The sequence below is a fragment of the Cellulomonas sp. KU4C genome (genome assembly GCF_056868065.1).
Map to the genome: position 1 here is coordinate 2779085 of NZ_CP200322.1, position 21287 is coordinate 2800371.

Annotated in this window: 16 protein-coding genes; 12 read left to right on the top strand and 4 right to left on the bottom strand. The window is 75.2% G+C overall.

All coding sequences use genetic code 11. The features are described 5' to 3' along the window. The first annotated feature begins 13 nt into the window (after positions 1–13). On the top strand, positions 14–1219 hold the full coding sequence (gene mshC, locus AC1VL8_RS13110; protein WP_483075456.1) for a cysteine--1-D-myo-inosityl 2-amino-2-deoxy-alpha-D-glucopyranoside ligase: 1206 nt from the start codon (positions 14–16) through the stop codon (positions 1217–1219). Positions 1220–1666: 447 nt separating this feature from the next. On the opposite strand, the gene AC1VL8_RS13115 is transcribed toward mshC, so the two are convergent. Both AC1VL8_RS13115 and AC1VL8_RS13120 read right to left on the bottom strand, forming a co-directional pair. Beyond that, on the bottom strand, positions 1667–2983 hold the full coding sequence (locus AC1VL8_RS13115; RefSeq protein WP_483075457.1) for a DUF4232 domain-containing protein: 1317 nt from the start codon (positions 2981–2983) through the stop codon (positions 1667–1669). 86 nt (positions 2984–3069) lie between these two features. Continuing rightward, positions 3070–3936: a PAC2 family protein gene (locus tag AC1VL8_RS13120; protein WP_483075458.1), complete on the bottom strand. Its 867-nt coding sequence runs from the start codon at positions 3934–3936 to the stop codon at positions 3070–3072. Positions 3937–3986: 50 nt separating this feature from the next. On the opposite strand from AC1VL8_RS13120, the gene AC1VL8_RS13125 reads away from it, so the two are divergent. From AC1VL8_RS13125 to AC1VL8_RS13140, 4 genes are read left to right on the top strand one after another with little or no spacing between them, the layout of a single operon-like run. Beyond that, on the top strand, positions 3987–5693 hold the full coding sequence (locus AC1VL8_RS13125) for a bifunctional 3'-5' exonuclease/DNA polymerase (protein ID WP_483076250.1): 1707 nt from the start codon (positions 3987–3989) through the stop codon (positions 5691–5693). 56 nt (positions 5694–5749) lie between these two features. Continuing rightward, positions 5750–6331: a TetR/AcrR family transcriptional regulator gene (locus AC1VL8_RS13130; RefSeq protein WP_483075459.1), complete on the top strand. Its 582-nt coding sequence runs from the start codon at positions 5750–5752 to the stop codon at positions 6329–6331. Further along, positions 6328–7287 carry a DMT family transporter gene (locus tag AC1VL8_RS13135; protein ID WP_389228285.1) on the top strand — a complete coding sequence of 320 codons (960 nt, stop codon included), beginning with the start codon at positions 6328–6330 and terminating at the stop codon, positions 7285–7287. Before AC1VL8_RS13130 ends, AC1VL8_RS13135 begins: the two co-directional genes overlap by 4 nt. Then, a complete protein-coding gene (locus tag AC1VL8_RS13140; RefSeq protein WP_483075460.1) occupies positions 7284–8228 on the top strand; it encodes a 3-methyladenine DNA glycosylase in 945 nt (314 codons plus the stop codon). Before AC1VL8_RS13135 ends, AC1VL8_RS13140 begins: the two co-directional genes overlap by 4 nt. A 28-nt stretch (positions 8229–8256) precedes the next feature. Here the strand turns inward: AC1VL8_RS13140 and AC1VL8_RS13145 are convergent, their stop codons facing one another. Further along, positions 8257–8658 (bottom strand): hypothetical protein, encoded by a 402-nt coding sequence (locus AC1VL8_RS13145; RefSeq protein WP_483075461.1) that lies wholly within the window; start codon positions 8656–8658, stop codon positions 8257–8259. 111 nt (positions 8659–8769) lie between these two features. Next, the gene (locus AC1VL8_RS13150) at positions 8770–9987 is read right to left on the bottom strand and encodes an ROK family transcriptional regulator (protein WP_483075462.1); all 1218 of its coding nucleotides are present in this window, start codon (positions 9985–9987) and stop codon (positions 8770–8772) included. Positions 9988–10104: 117 nt separating this feature from the next. On the opposite strand from AC1VL8_RS13150, the gene AC1VL8_RS13155 reads away from it, so the two are divergent. The 7 genes from AC1VL8_RS13155 to AC1VL8_RS13185 all read left to right on the top strand — a co-directional run bounded on the left by AC1VL8_RS13155 (position 10105) and on the right by AC1VL8_RS13185 (position 21168). Continuing rightward, positions 10105–11628 carry a sugar ABC transporter ATP-binding protein gene (locus AC1VL8_RS13155; RefSeq protein ID WP_483075463.1) on the top strand — a complete coding sequence of 508 codons (1524 nt, stop codon included), beginning with the start codon at positions 10105–10107 and terminating at the stop codon, positions 11626–11628. Further along, positions 11625–12731 carry an ABC transporter permease gene (locus tag AC1VL8_RS13160; protein ID WP_483075464.1) on the top strand — a complete coding sequence of 369 codons (1107 nt, stop codon included), beginning with the start codon at positions 11625–11627 and terminating at the stop codon, positions 12729–12731. Before AC1VL8_RS13155 ends, AC1VL8_RS13160 begins: the two co-directional genes overlap by 4 nt. A 109-nt stretch (positions 12732–12840) precedes the next feature. After that, complete coding sequence (locus AC1VL8_RS13165) at positions 12841–13899, top strand: substrate-binding domain-containing protein (RefSeq protein ID WP_389228303.1); 1059 nt, start codon at positions 12841–12843, stop codon at positions 13897–13899. Between the two features lie 67 nt (positions 13900–13966). Beyond that, positions 13967–15154: a Gfo/Idh/MocA family protein gene (locus tag AC1VL8_RS13170; RefSeq protein ID WP_389228307.1), complete on the top strand. Its 1188-nt coding sequence runs from the start codon at positions 13967–13969 to the stop codon at positions 15152–15154. Positions 15155–15422: 268 nt separating this feature from the next. Beyond that, entirely contained in the window at positions 15423–18800 is a 3378-nt protein-coding gene (locus AC1VL8_RS13175; RefSeq protein WP_483075465.1) for a PQQ-dependent sugar dehydrogenase, read from the top strand. A 72-nt stretch (positions 18801–18872) separates the two neighbouring features. Then, positions 18873–19880 carry a sugar phosphate isomerase/epimerase family protein gene (locus tag AC1VL8_RS13180; protein WP_483075466.1) on the top strand — a complete coding sequence of 336 codons (1008 nt, stop codon included), beginning with the start codon at positions 18873–18875 and terminating at the stop codon, positions 19878–19880. 13 nt (positions 19881–19893) lie between these two features. Further along, positions 19894–21168, top strand: coding sequence for a hypothetical protein (locus AC1VL8_RS13185; protein WP_483075467.1), 1275 nt, complete (start codon positions 19894–19896; stop codon positions 21166–21168). Positions 21169–21287 lie beyond the last annotated feature (119 nt).

Here is a 21287-nt window from a genome sequence, read left to right on the forward strand (position 1 = left end):
CCAGGGAGGAGCGGTGCGCGTCCGCGACACCTCGACGGGCGAGCTGGTCGTCGCCGCCCCCGGTCCCGACGCCACCCTCTACGTCTGCGGCATCACGCCGTACGACGCGACCCACCTGGGGCACGCCGCGACGTACGTGGCGTTCGACCTGCTGGTGCGGGCCTGGCTCGACGAGGGCAAGCGCGTGCGGTACGCCTCGAACGTCACCGACGTCGACGACCCGCTGCTCGAGCGCGCCGAGGCGACCGGCGTCGACTGGCGCGAGCTCGCCGCCGACCAGACCGCGCTGTACCTCGAGGACATGACCGCGCTCGGCGTCGTGCCGCCCGACGTCTACACCGGTGCCGTCGAGTCCGTGCCCGACGTCGTGGCCGCCGTGCGGGCGATGGTCGCGTCCGGCACCGCGTACGTCGTCGGCGTGCCGGACGCGCACGGCCAGGGGGCCGCGGACGTGTACGCCGACGTGTCCGCCGACCCGGCGTTCGGCGAGGTCGCCCGGCTGGACCGGGACGCGATGCTCGCGCTGTTCGGCGAGCGCGGCGGCGACCCCGCCCGGCCTGGCAAGCGGGACCCGCTCGACCCGCTGCTCTGGCGGTCCGCGCGACCGGGCGAGCCCTCGTGGGACGGCGGCGACCTCGGCCACGGCCGGCCGGGCTGGCACATCGAGTGCGCGGTCATCGCCCGGGACGGCATCGGCCTGCCGTTCGACGTGCAGGGCGGCGGCTCCGACCTGCGGTTCCCGCACCACGAGATGAGCACCTCGCACGCCCGCCTGCTCGACGCCGGTCACGGGGCGCGCAGCCACGTGCACACCGGCATGGTGGGGCTGCACGGCGAGAAGATGAGCAAGTCGCTCGGCAACCTCGTGCTCGTCTCCCGGCTGCGTGCCGACGGCGTCGACGCGATGGCCGTGCGGCTGGCGATCCTCGACCACCACTACGCCACCGACTGGGAGTGGACCGACGACGTGCTCCGCGCCGGCCGGGCCCGCCTGGAGCGGTGGCGCGCGTCCGTGTCCGGCAACGGCGGACCCGCCGCGGACGCGACGCTCGCCGAGGTCCGGGCGGCCCTCGCCGACGACCTGGACGCCCCGCGGGCGCTGCGCGCCGTCGACGCGTGGGCGGACGCGTCGCTCGCCGGTGACACCGCCGAGGTGCACGAGGGTGCACCCGGCGTGATCGCGCGCACCGTCAACGCGCTGCTGGGCGTCCGGCTCTAGCCGTGCGAGACCGGCCGGAGGTCGTCTGCCTCTGCGGGTCGCTGCGCTTCACCGCGGAGCTGCGGGCGACCGCCCGTGCGCTGACGGCCGCAGGCGCCGTCGTGCTCGCGCCGACCGAGGTCGATGGTCCGCTCGACGCAGAGGCGCGGGCGGCGCTGGGTCGGCGGCACCTGCGCCGGATCGACCGGGCCGACCGCGTCGTCGTCGTCAACCCCGGGGGTACGTGGGCGAGTCCACGCGCGCGGAGATCGCGTACGCCCTCGAGCGCGGGAAGCCGGTGACGTCCACCGAGCCGGGCTGACCGGCCGGACGGAGCACGGGTGCCGGGGCCGGTCGGGTCGCGCGACCACGCCACGACGACCTATGGCTGGGCGTCCGACCTGCCAGGCGCGAGGGCGTACGAGACACCACGAGGGCGCATGCGATCGGTGACGCCCTCGTGGTGTCTCATGCGCCCTCGTGGGCCGGCTCCCAGGCGCCGATCTCGACCGCCGCGCCCGCGAGGACGTCCAGCCCGCCCTCGCGGGTGTCGAGCACGACGGGGTCCGCGCCCGGGACCGCCGTGACCAGCAGCGCCACGGTCACGTCCGGGTCCTGCGACGTCGACATCGCCCGCCAGGTCAGCTCCGCGTGCACCACCCCACCCGGCGGCAGGACGACGCGCGCCGGGGCGGGCGTCCCGCTCGGGGTGCCGGTCTCGACGTCGGGGACCGGCGTCCCCGACGCGCGGCGGAACCCCACCTCGGGCCGCCCCTCGACGGCGCACGCGGTGTCCGAGACGTTGGTCGCGGTGAGCAGCAGGTACCGCCGGCCGAGCGCGGCGTCGTCGCCGGCGTTCGCCACCTCGAGGGCGTCGCCCGGGCACGACGGCGCCGCGGGGTCGCCTGCCGAGGGGGGTGCGGAGGGGTCCGGCGCGGGGGTCATCGGGTCCTCGGGACGTCCCACCACGACACCGTGCTCCCGGAACGAGGACGCGACCACGGCGTGCACGACGCCCGCGTCGGCCGGCCACGGGGTCGCGGCGAGCGCGGCCGCGAGGAGCTCGACGGTGTCGTCGCCCTGCACCTGCACGCGCAACCAGGCCTCGCCGGTGCCCTCGTCGCCCAGGAACTGCGAGGTCACGCCGGGCCGGCCGTCCACGTCGGCCACGAGCGCGGCGACCCGGGCGTCCAGGACGCGCGGGTCGGCGGCGCTGCTGAACCGCTGGTCCGCGGTCGACAGCAGCACCGCGGTCGTGCGGAGGGTCGCGGTCGCGCGGGCCAGGGCCGGCAGGTCCGCCGCGGTCGCGGTGGTCGCGCTCACGGCGTCCGGGGTCACCTGCACCCCCGTCACCCCGGCGACCGCCGCGAGGTCGGTCACCACCCGCGTGCGGGCGACGTCGGCGGTGCCGGTGCCGGTGAGCTGCACGGCCAGGGCGGGGACGTCGGCCACCGCGTCCTGCCACACGCGGCCCGTCAGGCGCGTCGCCCCCGCGAGCTCGTCGGCGACCGCGTCGGCGACCTCGGCGAACGTCGCGGCGTCCGGGGTGGAGGTACGCACCGAGAGCTCGTTCCACGGGCGCGCGGCGGGGTCGTCCGGCGTCGCCTCGACCGGCCCGAGGTCGTCCGTCACCCCCACGACGCCGTCCAGCGCCGCGACCGCCGCGGCGACGCGCGCCACGTCGTCGCGGTGCGGGTCGGACGGCGTCGCGGTGCACGCGGCGAGCGCGAGGGCGAGGGTCAGGACCAGGCCGGCGACCCGGGCCGTCGCGGAGCGGGTGGGCATGCCCGTGACGCTAGCCAGCGACGACGGTCGCCGTGCCCGGTCCGCGCGCCCTCCCGGCGATCCGCACAGGACCGCCACAGGTCGGGTCAGCCGCCGATGCCCTTGTCCCGGCGGCGCAGGTAGCGCTCGAACTCCTGGGCGATCGCCTCGCCGCTCGCCTCGGGCAGCTCGGCGGTGTCCTTGGCCTCCTCGAGCTGGTGCACGTACTCGGCGATCTCCGCGTCCTCGGCGGCGAGCTCGTCGACGCCGTCCTGCCACGCCGCGGCGTCCTCGGGCAGGTCGCCCATCGGGATCGGCTCCCCGGTCAGGGCCTCGATCCGGTGCAGCAGGGCGAGCGTGGCCTTCGGCGACGGCGGGTGCGCGACGTAGTGCGGGACGGCGGCCCACAGCGAGACCGTGCGCATGCCGCGCGCCGCGGCCTCGTGCTGGAGCACGCCGACGATGCCCGTCGGGCCCTCGTAGGAGTTCGCCTCGACGTCGAGCGCCGCGCGCACGTCGGCGTCCTCGCTGGTCGCCGTCACCGGGATGGGCCGGGTGTGCGGCACGTCCGCGAGCAGGGCGCCGAGCGTGATGACGGTGCGCGCCCGGAGCCCCTCGGCGATGTCCAGCAGCTCGCCGCTGTACCGGCGCCAGCGCATCGACGGCTCGATGCCGTGCACGAGCACGACCTTCCGGCCCGTGCGGGGTGCGGTCGCGACGGCCACGGCGGTCGTCGGCCAGGTGATCTCGCGCCGGCCGTCCGCGCCCGCGCCGATCACCGGGCGGTTCACCTGGAAGTCGTGGTACTCCTCCGGGTCGAGCTCGTCGACCTGCTCGGCGCCCCAGACCTCGTGCAGGTGCTCGAGCGCCTGGCTCGCCGCGGACCCGGCGTCGTTCCAGCCCTCGAACGCCGCGAGCAGGATCGTCTCCTGCTCGGGGAGGCCCGGGGGTGGTGTGCTCGCCTGCTCGGTCATCGGCCCAGCGTAGGACGTGCGGGGCCGGGGTGTCGGACCCGGCTGGGATGATGGCCCGCGTGCCGCTGGTCCTCGTCGCCGCCGACCCGGACCGACCGGGCGGCGCGGTGCTGCGCGCCGTCGCGGACGTCGCGGCCGCCGAGGCGGGGGAGGTCGGCCCGCCGGAGCGCGTCGCGGGCGTCGACCTGCCCGCCGCGGTGGCCGAGCGGGAGGTCGACCGGCCCCGCTGGGTCTGGGACGACACCGCACGCTGGTACCCCGACCTGCTCGCCGCCGGGGTGCGGGTGGAACGCGCGCACGACCTGCGGCTGTGCCACACGATCCTGCGCCGCAGCACCCGGTCCGCGGGCAGCGGCGTGGCCCGGGGACCCGCGGGACCGTGGGACCGCGCACCCGAGGGCGTCGAGGGCGGGCCGCACGAGCCGGACGTGCCGAGCCTGTTCGACGACCTGCCGGGTGCCGCGACCGCACCGGCCGACGTGCCGGACGTGCCGGCCGAGCTGCGCCGCCAGCTGCGGGCGCTCACCGAGGCGGGCGACGACGGGCGGCTCCGGCTGCTGCTCGCGGCGGAGTCGACCGGCGCGCTGATCGCCGCCGAGATGCGGCACGACGGGATGCCGTTCCGGCCCGACCTGCACGACGCCCTGCTCACCGGTCTGATGGGGCCGCGCCCGCGCGGCAGCGAGCGGCCCGAGCGGCTCGCCGACCTCGCCGCCCAGGTCGCCGCCGCGCTGGACCGGCCGACGCTCAACCCCGACTCCCAGCCCGAGCTGCTGCGCGCGCTGCGGGCCGCCGGGCTCGACGTCGCCTCGACCCGCACCGCCGAGATCCGCGCGCTCGACCACCCCGTGCGGGAGCCGCTGCTCGCGTACAAGAAGCTCGCGCGGCTGCTGTCCGCGAACGGCTGGGCGTGGCTCGACCGCTGGGTGCACGAGGGGCGCTTCCGACCCGACTACGTGCCCGGCGGCGTCGTCACCGGTCGGTGGGCGAGCAGCGGCGGCGGCGCGCTGCAGCTGCCCGCGGTGATCCGGGACGCCGTCCGCGCCGACCCGGGGTGGCGGCTCGTCGTCGCGGACGCTGCGCAGCTGGAGCCGCGGGTGCTCGCCGCGATGTCCGGGGACGGGGCGATGGCGGCGGCGGGGCAGCAGGCCGACCTGTACGCGGGGGTGGTCGCGGCCGGCATCGTGGCCGACCGGCAGCAGGCGAAGTACGCGATGCTCGGCGCGATCTACGGCGCCACGACCGGCGCGAGCGCGGTGCTGATGCCGCAGCTCGCGCGCGCCTACCCGCGCGCCGTCGCGCTGGTCGAGGAGGCCGCCCGCGCCGGGGAGCGCGGCGAGCAGGTGACCACCTGGCTCGGGCGGTCCTCGCCGCTGCCGAGCGCGGCCTGGCTGGCCGAGCGGCAGGCGGCCTCGGCCGAGGGCGCTGCGCCCGAGGACGCGCGCGAGGCCCGCCGCCGCTCGCGGGACTGGGGGCGGTTCACCCGGAACTTCGTGGTGCAGGGCACGGCCGCGGAGTGGGCGCTGTGCTGGATGGCGGTGCTGCGGCGCCGGCTGCTGGCGATCCCGGGGCGGCCGCACCTGGTGTTCTTCCTGCACGACGAGGTGATGGTGCACGCGCCGTCGTCGGTCGCGGACGAGGTCGCGGTGGCGGTGCGGGAGTCGGCCGTCGAGGCGGGGCGGCTGCTGTTCGGGGCGACGCCGGTGGAGTTCGCGCTCGACGTGTCCGTGGTGGACAGCTACGCCGACGCCGTGTGACGATCGCGGGTAGGTAGACAGGTCTACCTAGTTGCTGGCGATCGACAGGGGAGCAGATGAGCGGCACGCGACGTCCGGCCCGGGCCCGGCTGCTCGAGGCTGCGGCCGTCCGGTTCTACGCCGACGGGATCGCCGCCACCGGCATCGACACGATCACCGCCGACGCCGGGGTCGCGAAGATGAGCCTCTACAACAACTTCGCGTCCAAGGCCGACCTCGTCGCGGCGTACCTCGTCGAGCGCCACGCCGAGTGGCTCGACCTGTACCGGGTCCGGCTCGCCGCCGCGGGGGACGATCCCCGCGCCGGGGTGCTCGCCGTGTTCGACGCCTACGCCGACCACGCGAACGCCGAGTACGTGCGCGGGTTCCGCGGCTGCGGGCTGCTCAACGCCGCCGCCGAGCTGCCGGCGGGTGACCCGGGTCGCGCGGTCGTGCGGCGGCACAAGGAGGAGGTCGAGCAGATCGTCCGCGACCACCTGGCCGACCTGCTGCCCGACGACCCGGCGCGCGTCGGCTCGCTCGCCGAGCACCTCGCGTTCCTGCTGGAGGGCTCGATGGTCCGCGCCGGGCTCGAGGGCGACGACCAGCGGATCCGGCACGCCCGCGGGCTCGTGGCCGAGCTGCTGGGGGTCGCGTGACCGGTGTGCTGGCGGTGCTCGCGGCCGCCGTGCTCTGGGGGACCACGGGGACGGCCGCGACGCTCGCCCCGGACGTCGGGCCGCTCGCGATCGGCGCCGCCGCGATGGGGATCGGCGGCCTGCTCCAGGCGGGCACCGCGTGGCGGCTGCTGCGCCGGCACCGCGCGGTCCTGGTGCGGCGTCGCGGGCTGGTGTCCGTCGGCGGGCTCGCCGTCGCCGTGTACCCGCTCGCGTTCTACTCCTCGATGCACCTCGCGGGCGTCGCCGTCGGGACCGTGGTGTCGCTCGGCTCGGCGCCGCTCGCGTCCGCGCTGGTCGAGCGGGTGGTGGACGGGCGGACCCTGTCCCGGCGGTGGCTGCTCGCGGCCGCGGTGGGGCTGGCGGGGATCGCGCTGATCTGCGGCGCGACGGCGCTGGCCGACGCCGGCTCGGGTGCCGTCACGGGACGGACGCCGGGGGAGTCGGCGGCCGGCGTGCTGCTCGGCCTCGTCGCCGGGGCGACCTACGCGCTGTACTCCTGGGTGGCCCACCGGCTCATGCTCGGCGGGGTGCCGTCGCGGGCGGCGATGGGGGCCGTGTTCGGCGTGGGTGGCCTGGCGCTGCTGCCGGTGCTCGCCGCGACGGGCGCGCCGCTGCTGGACTCGCCGGGGAACGCCGCGGTGGGGGCCTACATGGCGCTGGTCCCGATGTTCTGCGGCTACGTGCTGTTCGGCTGGGGGCTGGCCCGGGTCGCGGTGAGCACCGCGACGACGCTCACGCTGCTCGAGCCCGCGGTCGCGGCGGTGCTGGCCGTCGTCGTGGTGGGGGAGCAGCTGCCCGCAGCGGGCTGGGCGGGCGTCGGGCTGGTCGTCGCGTGCCTGGCGGTGCTCGCCGTCCCGGTGCGCAGCGCGCCCGTGGTCGTCGGGGGTGACGCCGGTCGGGTACGGCGCGCGCGGCTCCTACCCTGGACGTCATGACCGTCACCGACCCGGCACCGTCGACCCGAGCCCGCGCCGAGCGCGGGGCGGGGCGCGCGGGTGACCGTCGGCCGGGGGTCCTCGACGCCGCGAGCTGGACGGCCGCCGCCGACGCGCACGCCGAGCGCGCGGACGCCCTGACCGCGGGCCACCGCGCCCGCCGGGCGGCCGGTGAGCGGCACGCGATCGAGGACTTCCTGTTCGAGTACTACCCGGCGAAGCCTGCGCAGCTGCGCCGCTGGCACCCCGGGGTCGGGACGGTGCTGGCCGACGCCGCGGGCAGCCCGCAGGCGGGCTGGCGCTGGTACGGGGTGGACGACGCGGGTGCGGTGGCGCTCGACGTCCCGGCGTTCCTCGCCGACCGGGGGAGCACGGTCGGCTACGTGCACGCGCTCGTCGGCGCCACCGCGGCCCGCCCCGCGGCGACGGGGTGCTTCGGCCTGCACGAGTGGGCGATGGTGTACCGCGAGGGCGACGACGAGCACCGGCACCGGCTGCCGCTGCGGCTCGGCGGGGCCGGGACGGACGCCGTGGTGGAGTCGCACCGGATCCGGTGCACGCACATCGACGCGTTCCGGTTCTTCACGCCGCCCGCGACCCCGCTCAACACCGTCCAGCCGAGCCGGGAGACCCAGGTCGCGATGGAGCAACCGGGGTGCCTGCACGCGAACATGGACCTGTACAAGTGGGCGCTCAAGCTCGGGCCCGCCGTGCCGGGCGACCTGCTGCTCGACGCGTTCGCGCTCGCCCGGGAGATCCGGGTGGTCGACATGCAGGCGTCCCCGTACGACGTGTCGGGCTACGGGCTGGCCCCCCTGCCGATCGAGACCGCCGAGGGGAAGGCGGAGTACGTGCGGCTGCAGCGGGGGTTCGCCGCGCGGTCGCAGGAGCTGCGCCGGCGGCTGCTCGAGGTGTGCGAAGCGGTGCTGGCGGGCGCCTGAACGGGCTGGCCGGCCACCGCCCGGTCGCTCACCGGCAGCACTCGCACGGCTGCGCCCAGGCGTCGTCGGCGGTGTCGTCGTCCCGGTCGTCGTCGGCGTCGTCGACCAGGTCCTCCCAGCGGGGCTCGTCCGACCGGGTGTCGTGCCGGCGACTCCGCAAGCGGGCGTCGACCTCGGCGCGGACGGTGCCCTGGAGGTGGTCCGCCCACAGCGTGGTGCGCACCGCGGCCACCCAGAGGCCGGCGAGCTCCGCGGCGGAGGCGGTGGTGAGGTCGGTCGCCTCGACGGCGGCGTCGAGCGCGGCGACGAGCTCGGGGCCGGTCGCGGCGGCACGGAGGGCGGCGGCGATCTCGGCCGCGGGCAGGGCCGGGCGAGGCCGCCGGAGGCTGTCGGAGCGGGGGGCGTCGATCTGCTGCGTGGGTGTGCTCATGCGCCGCACGCTAGGGACGTCCGGGCCCCGTGCGTCGGCCCACCGGCGCCGATCTGGGGACGACGCGCACCGACCCCGCCTGTGGAGGGCTCGGTGCCCGCTCGTGGAGCGCTACCCGACCCCGGAGCTGCGGTCGGGTGCCAGCATCGAGTCGAGCAGCCCGTCGATCGCGCCGGGGGACAGCACGTGGTCGACGGCCATCGCGCTGGCGCCGAGGATGCCGACCTGCGAGCGGGCCTGGGAGGTGACGATCCGCAGGTGCTGCGTGGCGAGGGGGAGCGACCGCTGGTAGACGACCTCGCGGATGCCGGCGATGAGGTGCTCGCCCGCCTCGGCGACGACGCCGCCGATCACGACGAGCGAGGGGTTGAGCAGGCTGACGCAGGCGGCCAGGACGGCGCCGAGCTCGCGGCCCGCCTGCCGGACGGCGCGCCCGGCGGCGAGGTCGCCGGAGCGCACGAGGGCGACGACGTCAGCGCCGTCGCGGACCTCCAGGCCCTCGCGGCGCAGTCCCTCGGCGAGGGCGCGGCCGGAGGCGACGGCCTCGAGGCAGCCGACGTTGCCGCACCGGCAGGGCACGTCCTGCGCGCCGGGGACGGCGATGTGGCCGATGTCCCCGGCGGCGCCCTGGGCGCCGCGCCGCAGCCGGCCGTCGGAGATGATCCCGGAGCCGATGCCGGTGGCGATCTTGACGAACAGCATGTCGTCGACGTCGGGCCACGCGGTGCGGTGCTCGCCGAGCGCCATGAGGTTCACGTCGTTGTCGACCTGGACCTCGGCGTGCAGGGCGGCCGCGAGGATGCCGCGGACGTCGACGTCGTCCCACGCGGGCATGATCGGCGGGTTGATCGGCCGGCCGGTGGAGTGCTCGACGGGACCGGGCAGGCCCACGCCGACGCTGACGAGGTCGCCGGGCTCCCGCCCGGCCTCGAGGACCAGGGCGCGGCCGTGCTCGACGACCCAGGCGAGGACGGTCTCGGGCCCGTCGGCGATGGCGAGCGTCGCCTCGGTCTCGGCGAGGACGGTGGACGCGAGGTCGGTGACGGCGAGCCGGGCGTGGGACGCCCCGAGGTCGACGGCGAGGACGACGCGGGCGCTCGGCCGGAACGCGAACGTCGCGGGTGGGCGGCCGCCGGTGGACGACGCCTCACCCGCGGGGGCGACGAGCCCGGCGGCCATGAGCACGTCGACGCGCGCGGCGATGGTGGAGCGGGCCTGCCCGGTCGCGGCGGCGAGGTCGGCGCGGGTGCGCGGCCTGCCGTCGCGGAGCAGCTGGAAGAGCTCGCCGGCGCCCGCATGGCGCTGGGGGAGCCTGACGACGTCCTGCATGGCGCACAGTGAACCAGAAAAGTCGCACCACTTGTGGCGGTCACGGTTCGGTAACTCGGACAAACCAGGAGCAACTTATGCTTGACGTCCGACAGAAGTGGCGCCTAGGTTCGCCGCATGGTCAACGTGGACCCCCCGCAGCAGCCGCTGCTCCAGATGCGCGGCATCGTCAAGCAGTTCCCCGGAGCCCGCGCCCTCGACGGCGTCGACCTCGACGTCCTGCCCGGCGAGGTGCACTGCCTGCTCGGCCAGAACGGCGCCGGCAAGTCGACGCTCATCAAGGTGCTCGCCGGTGCCCACCAGCCGACCGAGGGCACGGTGCTCGTCGACGGCGAGGCCGTGACGATCCCGAACCCGGTCGCCGCGCTGAAGCTGGGCATCGCGACGATGTACCAGGAGCTCGACGTGGTGGCGGGCCTGACGGTCACCGAGAACGTGTTCCTCGGCCACGAGCTCGCCACGGCCGGCGTCTCCCGCCGTCGCGAGGCGCGCCGCCGCACCCGGGAGATCCTCGCCCGGCTCGGCCACCCCGAGATCTCCCCGCACCACGAGGTCGGGTCGCTGCCGGCCGCCGCCCAGCAGATCGTGTCGATGGCCCGCGCGCTGTCGCACGACGCCCGGGTGATCGTGATGGACGAGCCGTCCGCCGTGCTCGACTCCGACGAGGTGCAGAACCTGTTCCGGGTCACCCGCGAGCTCACCGCCGCGGGCGTCGCGATCGTCTACATCTCGCACCGCATGGAGGAGATCCGGGCGATCGGCGACCGGATCACGGTGCTCAAGGACGGGCGCACCGTGGCGCGGGACCTGCCGGTCGCGACGACGCCGACCGGCGACCTGATCCGCCTGATGACCGGCCGGACCGTCGAGTACGTCTTCCCGGAGAGCACCGAGCTGCCCGCCGACGCCGCCGTGGTGCTCGACGTGCAGGGCCTCGCGCTGCGGGGGTCGTTCGCGGACGTGAGCTTCCAGGTGCGCGCCGGCGAGATCGTCGGGCTCGCGGGCCTGGTCGGCTCAGGACGCTCGGAGATCATCGAGACCGTCTACGGCGCGCGGCGCGCGACCGCCGGCACGGTCACCGTGGCCGGGCAGCGGCTGCGGCCGGGTGCGGTGTCCGCCGCGGTGCGGGCCGGCGTCGGCCTGGCGCCCGAGGAGCGCAAGGCCCAGGGCCTGCTGCTCGACGAGCCGGTCTACCGGAACATCACGCTGTCGACGTTCGGCCGGTTCGCGAAGGGCGGCGTGCTCGACGAGGGCGCCGAGCGGACCGTGGCCCGGGAGCAGGCGGAGGCGCTCGACCTGCGCCCCACCGGTGTCGACCGCGCGATCCGCACGCTGTCGGGCGGCAACCAGCAGAAGGCGATGCTCGCCCGCTGGCTGGTGCACGGCTGCCGGGTGCTGCTGCTGGACGAGCCGACCCGCGGAGTCGACGTCGGCGCCCGCGCCGAGATCTACGCCCTGGTGCGCCGGCTCGCCGACTCGGGCGCCGCCGTCGTCGTGGTGTCCAGCGAGATCCCCGAGGTGCTCGGTCTGTCCGACCGCGTGCTGGTGGTGTCCGACGGCCGGGTCGTCCACCAGGGACCCGCCGCCCAGATCGACGAGCACGCCGTGCTCGACCTCGTCATGGAAGGAAGTGCCGCGTGAGCGAGCACCAGCTCTCCGCCCAGCCCCCGGGCACACCCACGCCGCCCCCCGGCGCGACCACCACGCCCCCGCCGCCCGCCGCCGACGAGTCGGCCCGGGTGGAGCACGTCGCCCGCGAGTCCACGGGGCGCGCGCGCCGCGGCGGGGCGTCCGGCGGGTCCGCCCGCATCCTCGGGCTCGTGGTCGCGCTCGCGGCGATCTGCGTCGTCGGCGCCATCACCTCGGGCAGCCGGTTCGCCAGCCTCGACAACGCGACGGTGATCGTCAGCACGGCGTCGATCATCGGCGTCGTCAGCATCGGCATGACGTTCGTCATCACGGCGGGCGGGATCGACCTGTCCGTCGGGTCGGTGCTGGGGCTGTCCTCGGTGTGGGCGACGACGGTCGCGACGCAGACGATGGCCGAGCAGTACGGCTGGATCGTCATGGTCGGCTGCGCGCTGGCCGTCGGGCTCGCCGCCGGCGTCATCAACGGCGTGCTCATCGCGTACGGCAAGGTGGTCGGGTTCATCGCGACGCTGGCCATGCTGGTCGCGGCGCGCGGGCTCGCCGAGCTGATCGCCGGCCGGCGCACGCAGCTCGTGAACGTGTCCTCGTTCGAGAGCACGTTCAAGGGCGACCTGCTCGGCGTGCCGAAGATCGTCTGGATCTTCGCGGTCGTCGCCGTCGCGGGCTGGTTCCTGCTCAACCGCACGACGTTCGGCCGCCGGACCATCGCGGTCGGCGGCAACCCCGAGGCGGCCCGGCTCGCGGGCATCGCCGTCAAGCGGCACACGATGTACCTCTACGCGCTGTGCGGCCTCACCGCCGGCATCGCCGGCGTGATGATGCTGGCCCGCACCGGTGCGGGCTCGTCGACCAACGGCACGCTCTACGAGCTGGACGCGATCGCCGCGGTCGTCGTCGGCGGGACCCTGCTGGCCGGGGGTCGCGGCACCATCGTCGGCACCGTGCTCGGCGTCCTGATCTTCGCGACGCTGACGAACATCTTCGTCCAGAACAACCTGGACTCCTCGGTCCAGTCCGTCGTCAAGGGCGCGATCATCATCGCCGCCGTCCTGCTCCAGCAGCGCTTCACCACCCGCACGCCCCGCACCACGTAGCGCCCCGCGCGCTCCACCCGCACCCCCCTCGCCAGGACGCCGCCCCCGCGGCGCCCACGGCACCGCACACCCACCGCCCGCCCCGTAGGACATCGTCGAAGGAGATCCCATGTCCGCATCCCTGACCTCGCGCCGTCGTCGCGGCTACGCCGCCGTCGCCGTGCTGTCGGTCGCCGCGTTCCTCACCGCGTGCACCTCCAACGCCCCCGCCGAGGAGGACGAGGGCGGTTCGGACGCCGCTCCGGTCGCCGTCTCGGACAACGACGAGCCGGGCGACACGGTCGTCATCGGCTTCTCGGCCCCCGCCGCCGACCACGGCTGGATGGGCGCGATCACCACGGCCGCCCAGGCCGAGGCCGAGAAGTACGAGGACGTCGAGCTCCGCGTCGCGGAGGGCACCAACGACGTCAACCTGCAGATCAGCCAGATCGAGCAGTTCATCAACGACGGCGTCGACGCGATCGTCCTGCTGCCGTTCGACGGCGGCGCGCTGACCGACGTCGCGACCCGGGCGATGGAGGCCGGCATCCCGGTCATCAACGTCGACCGCGAGTTCTCCAGCCCGTTCGCGTCCCGCGCGACCGTGCTCGGCGACAACTACGGCATGGGCGTCTCCGCCGGCACCTACCTGTGCGAGGAGCTCGGCGACAACCCCGACGCCGTGGTCGCGGAGATCGCCGGCATCGACTCGCTGCCGCTCACCCAGGACCGCAGCCAGGGCTTCGCCGACGCGCTCGAGGGCTGCGGGCTCGAGGTGAGCAACCGCGTGGCCGCGGACTTCACGGTCCAGGGCGGCGAGCAGGCGGCCGCGAACCTGCTGCAGGCCGCGCCGCAGATCGACGCGATCTGGAACCACGACGACGACCAGGGCGTCGGCGTCCTGGCGGCCATCGAGAACGCCGGGCGCGACGAGTTCTTCATGGTCGGCGGCGCCGGCTCGGCGAACGTGATGCGGGAGATCCAGTCCGGCGACTCCGTGCTCCAGGCGACGGTCGTCTACCCGTCGACGCAGGCGGCGGACGGCATCCGGCTCGCGCGCCTCGTGGCGCACGAGAAGTCGCTGGCCGACCTCGCGTCGTCGGGCGTGCCGCGCACGGTGCAGCTGTTCGCGCCGGTGGTCACCGCGGACAACGTCGACCAGTACATCGACTCGGCCTTCGAGTCCTGATCCGCCGCGGCGCGGGGGTCCGGTCCTCGACCGGCCGGCCCCCGCGCCCCTCACGAGAGGACCCACGATGGACGAGACGACCGCCGGTCCCCGGGACACCCTGGGCGTCGGCATGGTGGGGTACGCGTTCATGGGCGCCGCGCACTCCCAGGCGTGGCGCACCGCCCCCCGGTTCTTCGACCTGCCGCGCACGCCCGTGATGCGGGTGCTCGGCGGCCGGGACGCCTCGGCGGTGAAGACCGCGGCCGACCGGCTCGGCTGGCAGGACTCCGTCACGTCGTGGCAGGAGCTGGTCGCGCGGGACGACGTCGACCTGGTCGACGTGTGCACCCCCGGCCACACGCACGCCGAGATCGCGGTCGCCGCGCTCGAGGCGGGCAAGCACGTCCTGTGCGAGAAGCCGCTGGCCAACACGATCGCCGAGGCCGAGGCGATGGTCGCCGCGGCCGAGTCCGCCGCAGCCCGCGGAGTCCGTTCGATGGTCGGCTACACGTACCGGCGGGTGCCGGCCGTGCAGCTCGCCCGGCAGCTCGTCGCCGACGGCCGGATCGGGACCGTCCGGCACGTGCGCGTGCAGTACCTCCAGGACTGGCTGGCCGACCCGCAGGCGCCGCTGTCCTGGCGGCTCGACAAGCAGGCCGCGGGGTCCGGCGCGCTGGGCGACATCGGCTCGCACGCCGTCGACCTCGCGCAGTTCATCACCGGTGAGCGCCTGACCGGGGTGTCCGCCGTGCTGGAGACGTTCGTGCACGAGCGGCCTGTCGCGGCCGCGTTCGCCGGGCTGCACGGCACCGGCGGCACCGGCACCGGGCCCGTCACCGTCGACGACGCCGCGGTGTTCCTGGCGCGGCTGTCCGGCGGGGGGCTCGGCGTGTTCGAGGCGACCCGGTTCGCCACGGGCCGCAAGAACGCCATCCGCCTCGAGGTGAACGGCGAGCGCGGGTCGCTGTCGTTCGACTTCGAGGACATGAACGTCCTGCACTTCTACGACGCCACCGAGGACGCCGCCGTCGCGGGGTTCCGGCGGATCGTCGTCACCGAGCCGCAGCACGCGTACGTCGCGCAGTGGTGGCCCGCCGGCCACGGCCTGGGCTACGAGCACGCGTTCACGCACCAGGTCGTCGACCTCGTCGGGGCCATCGCGGCGGGGGAGCAGCCGACGCCGTCGTTCGCCGACGGCCTCGCCGTCCAGCGCGTGCTCGACGCGGTCGAGCGCAGCGCGGCCGACGACAGCCGCTGGGTGCCGCTCGCCTGACCGGCGAGCCGCACGAGCCGCACGACCCGCACCACCCACGCACGCATCCGACAGATCGCCGCGCACCGCTCGAGGGGGAGGAGGTGAGGACCTGCGCGACCGACCGGCAACGGCGCCGGTCACGTGAGGAGGTCGGGTCCCGGCACCGTGGGGACGACGAGAGACCCGACCTCTGCGACGACACTCCAGAGGAGCTGCATCACCCATGAAGCGTATCGAGCCGCGGTCGCACCGCGGCAGGAGAACGGTGGCTTTCACCCTCGCTGGTGTGCTCACCGTGACGGGGCTGGCGCTCGGCGCCGGACCCGTGGTGGCCCACGACGGCGTGGACCACGGGGCCGAGCCCGGAGCGCAGGCCGCGCTGGACTGGGGCAACTACGAGAAGACGACGCTGACGAAGGACGTCGGCGAGCCGCTGGACCTCGCGGTCCTCCCGGACGGCCGGGTGCTGCACACCGCGCGCAACGGCGACGTCCGCCTCACCGACCCGACCACGGGCGTCACCCGGATCACGAACACCATCCCGGTGTACGCGAACTCCGAGGACGGCCTGCAGTCGATCGGCATCGACCCGGACTTCGAGGAGAACAACTGGGTCTACCTCGTCTACGCGCCCCCGGGGTCGACCCCCGCGGGCTCCGCGCCGAACACGCTGCCCGCCGGGCAGGACGAGTCCTACTGGGACCAGTGGAAGGGCGTGAACCGGCTGTCGCGGTTCCAGTGGACCGGTGACGGCCTGGACCTCGCCTCGGAGCAGCAGATCCTCGACGTCGAGGTCCAGCGCGGGCAGTGCTGCCACGTGGGCGCCGACTTCGACTGGGACGCCGAGGGCAACCTGTACCTGGGCACGGGCGACAACACGCCCGCGGGCACGCCGGGCGCCAACGGCTTCGCGCCGAACAACGACGCCCCCGGCATGAACCCGGGCTTCGACTCCCGCCGCGGCGCGGGCAACACCAACGACCTGCGCGGCAAGATCCTGCGGATCCACGTCGAGGCGGACGGCTCGTACACGGTCCCCGAGGGGAACCTGTTCCCGGAGGGGACCGAGGGCACCCGCCCCGAGATCTTCGTGATGGGCGTGCGGAACCCGTTCAAGCTGGACGTCGACCCGGAGACGAACTCGCTCTCCTGGGGCGACTACGGCCCGGACGCGACGTCCGCCGTCGCGGCGACCGCGGGCCGCGGGCCGATGGGCCTGGTCGAGTGGAACGTCGTCGGCCTCGACGACCCGCACAACTCCGGCTGGCCGTTCGTCACGGGCGACAACTTCGCCTACAACGACTGGGACTTCGCCACGGGCACGCCCGGGGCGTTCTTCGACCCGGCCGCGCTGAAGAACGAGTCCCGGTGGAACACCGGCCTCGTCGACCTGCCCCCGGCACGACCCGCCACGCTGTACTACGGCGACAACCCGGGTGACCAGCCGTGGGACGAGCTCGTGACCTTCGGCACCGGCACCGGCCAGGGCCCGATGGGCGGCCCGGTCTACCACCGGCCCGCCGACGCCGGACCGGACGCGTTCCCGGAGTACTGGGACGGCAAGGCGTTCTTCGGCGAGTTCTCCCAGGACTACATCGCGGCCTTCACGGTCGACTGGGACACCTTCGAGGTCACGCACATCGAGGACGTGACGCCGAACGCCGCGATCACGGCCGAGGGCTGGCCGCCGATCGACAACCCGATGGACATCGAGTTCGGCCCCGACGGGTCGATGTACGTCCTCGACTACGGCGACGGCTTCTTCCGCGCGAACCCCGACGCCGGGCTGCACCGCATCGCCTACGCCGAGGGCAACAAGGCGCCCCGCGCCGCGTTCACCGCGACGCCGACGTCGTCGTCGTCCGCGCCGCTCACCGTGGCGTTCGACGCGAGTGCGTCGGCCGACCCCGAGGAGGGCGCGCTGACCTACGAGTGGGACTTCGACGGCGACGGCACCTTCGACGCCACCGGGGTCGAGGCCGAGCACACGTACACGGCGCTCGCCGCCTACACCGCCCGGCTCAAGGTCACCGACCCGGAGGGCAAGTTCACGCTGACCTCCGAGGTCATCTCCGTCGGCAACCAGGCGCCCGAGGTCACCGTGGCCTACCCGGCGAACGGCGGGTTCTTCTCCTGGGGCGACGCCATCCCGTTCCAGGTGACCACGCAGGACGCCGAGGACGGCACCACCACCGACTGCAGCCGCGTCGCGTGGACCTACGGCCTCGGCCACGACGAGCACGCCCATCCCGAGGTCTCGGGCACGGGCTGCAAGGGCGCGTGGAAGACCGACCCCAACTCGCCGGAGCACGGCCCGGGCGCGCTGCTGTACGGCGCGGTCGTGGTGACGTACCGCGACGCCGGCGCCAACGGCCTGCCGGCGGCGACCGGTGAGGCCACCGTGCGGCTCAACCCGCGCGAGCAGCAGGCCGAGCACGCCGCCCGCCAGGGCGTCACGGTCTACGCCGACGAGACCGCGCTGGCCGGCAACGCCGTCCGCGGGCTCGGCGGGGGCGACTTCGTCCGGTTCGACACGGTGAACTTCGCCGGCATCGAGGGCGCGGTCGTCCGGGCCAACGGCGGCGGGCAGGTCCAGCTGCGCTGGGGCGCGGTGGACGCGGCACCGTTCGCGACCGCCACCATCCCGGCGGGCGGGGGCTGGAAGGACGTGCCGGTCACGTTCGACGCCCCCGAGGGCACCGGCAGCCTGTTCGTCACCTCGGCGGACGAGCTCGCCCTCGACGCGCTCACCATGACGGGCCCCGGCGTCGCCGACGTCACCGCCCCGACCGTGGCGCACACCCTGGCCCCGGCGGCGCCCACCGGCGCCGGCGGCGTCTACACGGTGCCCGTGCGGTTCTCCGTCCAGGCTGCCGACGACGGGGCGCTCGCCGGCGTGCAGTACTCGCGCGACGGCGGCACCACCTGGGTCAACCTGGCCGCGAACCAGCAGTACGGCGTGACGTTCTCCGAGAGCGGCACGTACGACCTGCGGTACCGGGCCACCGACACCGGCGGGCACGTCTCCGAGGTCGGTCAGGTCGCGTTCACCATCGACCTGGACGCCCCCGAGGAGCCCACCGTCGACACCACGACCACGGCGACCGTCGCCGCGGCCCGGGTGCCGTACGGCGCCCCCGGCGTGGTCACCGTCGCCGTCGGCGCGGGGGACCGCACCGCCGAGGGCGAGGTCGTCCTGACCGTGGGTGAGACGGAGGTCGGCCGGGGCACCCTCGCGGGCGGCACCGTCGACGTCGCGCTCGACCCGACGCTGGCGGTGGGCACCCACACGGTGACCGCGTCCTTCGTCGGCGGCGAGGTGTTCAAGCCGTCGTCCGGCACGGTCCGGCTCACGGTCGCGCGCACCACCTCCACCACGACCGTCACGGTGTCGCCGAACCCGGTGAAGCCGGCCGTCGCCGCCAAGGCCACGGTGCAGGTCGTCTCCGCCGGCGGGGCCGTCCCGACCGGGGGCGTGACCGTCACGGTCAAGCGCAACAACACCGTGGTGGCCTCGCTCACCGGGACCCTCGACGCCACCGGCGCGAGCGTCGTCCCCCTCGGGCGCCTGCCCGAGGGCACCTACAAGGTCGACGTCGCCTACGGCGGCACGGCCGGCGTCGCCGGCAGCACGACCAGCACCACCCTCACCGTCCGCAGCTGACCGCGCGCCGGCGGCCCGGGTCGGGGCCACGCAGCACCGACCCGGGCCGACCGGCCGTCTCGAAGGAGAGACATGCACACGCACCAGCACCCGTCCCTGCCCGACCGGCCCCTGAGCCGGCGGTCCCTGATGAAGGCGCTCGCCGCCTCCACCGTGGCCGTGGGCGTCGGGACCGCCCTCGGCGCCTCCGCCGCGGGCGCCGCGGGCCCGCTGCCCGCCGCCGCACCGGGAGCCGGGCGCACCCGCCTGGTCCCCGCCAACCGCATCGGCATCCAGCTGTACACGATCCGCGACAAGGTCAGCTCCCTGGGCTTCCGGGCCGTGTTCGAGGAGCTCGGCCGGATCGGGTACTCCGAGGTGGAGTTCGCCGGCTACACGCAGGGCAACGTCGGGGCCATCACCCCGGCCGAGATCCGCACCCTGCTCGACGACAACGGCCTGCGGGCCGTCGGCTCGCACGTCGGCACCAACCTGCTGCGCACCGACCTGGCCAACCAGATCGCCATCGCGCACACGCTCGGGATGCCGCACCTCGGCACCGGCAACGCCCCCACGAACACCGCGACGAAGGAGGGCTACCTCGCCGCCGCGGAGGAGTGGAACGCCTGGGGCGCGCAGGTCAAGGCCGCCGGGCTCAAGCTCTACCAGCACAACCACGACGGGGAGTTCCGGTTCGACCCGGTCGACCCGTCGGTCCGGCTCTACGACGTGTTCTACGACAACACGGACCCGGACCTGGTCTACCTGGAGATGGACATCTACTGGGCGTACGTCGGGCAGCACAAGTACCCGGGGTTCGAGCCGGTCGACTACATCCTGCGCAACCCGCGGCGCTACCCGCTGCTGCACCTCAAGGACGGCAAGGCCAACGGGGCCAGCGCCAACGGCTACGACATCATCGAGTTCGGCGCCGGCGACCTGCCCTACCAGCAGTTCCTGTCCCAGCTGCGGACCCGCGGCCAGCACTTCGGGCTCTACGAGCAGGACAACGCGGCCACGACCGCCGTCCCGCCGAACCCGCTGGACTCGCTCGGCAACGCCGACCGCAGCTACGACGCCATCGCCGGCCTCCGCGGCTGAGAGGGAGACGACCATGAAGCGCATCTACTCGGTCCCGGCGGCACTCGTCGGGGCGTTCGGGCTCGTCACGCTCGGGGCGACCGTCGCCCAGGCCGCGTCGACCGACTGCACCGGCGACCTCGGCGACCAGACGGTCACCGGTGACCTCGTGGTCCCCGCGGGCGCCGAGTGCGTCCTCGCGGGCGCCACCGTCGAGGGCAGCATCACCGTCGGCGCCGACGGCTGGCTCGACGCCACCTCGGTGACCGTCACCGGCGACGTCGTCGCCACCGACCCGTACGGGGTGCTGCTCGACGGCACCCGGGTCGGCGGGGACGTCAGCGCCTACACCACCGGGTCCCGGGTCGGGTTCCTGTACCTCAACGACCTCGAGGTCGGCGGCAGCGTCGCGGCCGGCGGGCTCGACGTGGAGATCACGGGCTCGGACATCACCGGCGGGCTCACCACCCAGGCCGCGACCTACGTCGACCTGCTGCAGACCGGCGTCGGCGGCGACGTCGCGCTCGGCGACTCCGGCTACGGCACCACCGTCGCCGGCGCCGTCGTCCAGGGCTCGCTGTCGGTCACCGGCAGCAGCCGCGACGTCCTCATCGGGTCCACCCCCGACGGCGCCGCGGACACCTGGGGCAACACCGTCGGCGGCGACCTCGTGCTCACCGGCAACACCGCGAACCTGCGGGTCGCCGGCACGACCGTCCTCGGCACCATCCGGCTCGCCGAGAACGACCCGGTCGCCGCGTTCGGACCGGGCAACACCGCCGGCGCCGTCGAGGGCGACCACACCGGCGAGGCGCCGGGCACCGTGGCGGAGGGCGACCAGTCGCTCGCCGTCACCGTCCCGGAGCAGCGCGCCGGCGAGCTCACGTGGTCGCTGGAGGGCTCGTCCGGCCTCGTGAACCTCGGCGTGGCCGAGGAGCTCGAGGACCGGTACCAGGCCACCGGCGAGATCGTCCCGGTCCGGGTGCAGGACACCCGGGCGGGCGACCCGGAGTGGTCGGTCACCGTGCAGGTCAGCGACTTCGTCGCCGGCGGCCAGACGCTGTCGTCGAAGTACCTGGGCTGGACGCCGGAGGTGCTCGAGAACGGCGGCGACGCCGTCGCCGGGCCCGCCGTGCCGTCCGGGTTCGAGTCCGGGGACGGGCTGTCCGTCGCCCGCACCCTCGCCGAGGCCGAGGCCGGGCACGCCCGCGGCTCGTCCCTCGTCGGCGCGGACCTCGACCTGCAGCTCCCGCTCGACGCCCCGTCGGGCACCTACACCGCGACGCTGACGCTCACCGCGCTCAGCTAGCACCCCCGTCCCGCCCCCGCGCGCCGGTCCTCGTCCCGGCGCGCGGGGGTGGGGCACCACCCGCGTCACCCCAGGCACAGCCCCGCCCCGGACGACCCCCCGGACGACCCCGCCCCACC

What these genes read in the sequence shown, in the direction of transcription:
- AC1VL8_RS13115 (WP_483075457.1), bottom strand. Translation starts at nt 2,983, where the DNA reads ATGCCCACCCGCTCCGCGACGGCCCGGGTCGCCGGCCTGGTCCTGACC.
- AC1VL8_RS13120 (WP_483075458.1), bottom strand. Translation starts at nt 3,936, where the DNA reads ATGACCGAGCAGGCGAGCACACCACCCCCGGGCCTCCCCGAGCAGGAG.
- AC1VL8_RS13125 (WP_483076250.1), top strand. Translation starts at nt 3,987, where the DNA reads ATGGCCCGCGTGCCGCTGGTCCTCGTCGCCGCCGACCCGGACCGACCG.
- AC1VL8_RS13130 (WP_483075459.1), top strand. Translation starts at nt 5,750, where the DNA reads ATGAGCGGCACGCGACGTCCGGCCCGGGCCCGGCTGCTCGAGGCTGCG.
- AC1VL8_RS13140 (WP_483075460.1), top strand. Translation starts at nt 7,284, where the DNA reads ATGACCGTCACCGACCCGGCACCGTCGACCCGAGCCCGCGCCGAGCGC.
- AC1VL8_RS13145 (WP_483075461.1), bottom strand. Translation starts at nt 8,658, where the DNA reads ATGAGCACACCCACGCAGCAGATCGACGCCCCCCGCTCCGACAGCCTC.
- AC1VL8_RS13150 (WP_483075462.1), bottom strand. Translation starts at nt 9,987, where the DNA reads ATGCAGGACGTCGTCAGGCTCCCCCAGCGCCATGCGGGCGCCGGCGAG.
- AC1VL8_RS13155 (WP_483075463.1), top strand. Translation starts at nt 10,105, where the DNA reads ATGGTCAACGTGGACCCCCCGCAGCAGCCGCTGCTCCAGATGCGCGGC.
- AC1VL8_RS13165 (WP_389228303.1), top strand. Translation starts at nt 12,841, where the DNA reads ATGTCCGCATCCCTGACCTCGCGCCGTCGTCGCGGCTACGCCGCCGTC.
- AC1VL8_RS13170 (WP_389228307.1), top strand. Translation starts at nt 13,967, where the DNA reads ATGGACGAGACGACCGCCGGTCCCCGGGACACCCTGGGCGTCGGCATG.
- AC1VL8_RS13180 (WP_483075466.1), top strand. Translation starts at nt 18,873, where the DNA reads ATGCACACGCACCAGCACCCGTCCCTGCCCGACCGGCCCCTGAGCCGG.
- AC1VL8_RS13185 (WP_483075467.1), top strand. Translation starts at nt 19,894, where the DNA reads ATGAAGCGCATCTACTCGGTCCCGGCGGCACTCGTCGGGGCGTTCGGG.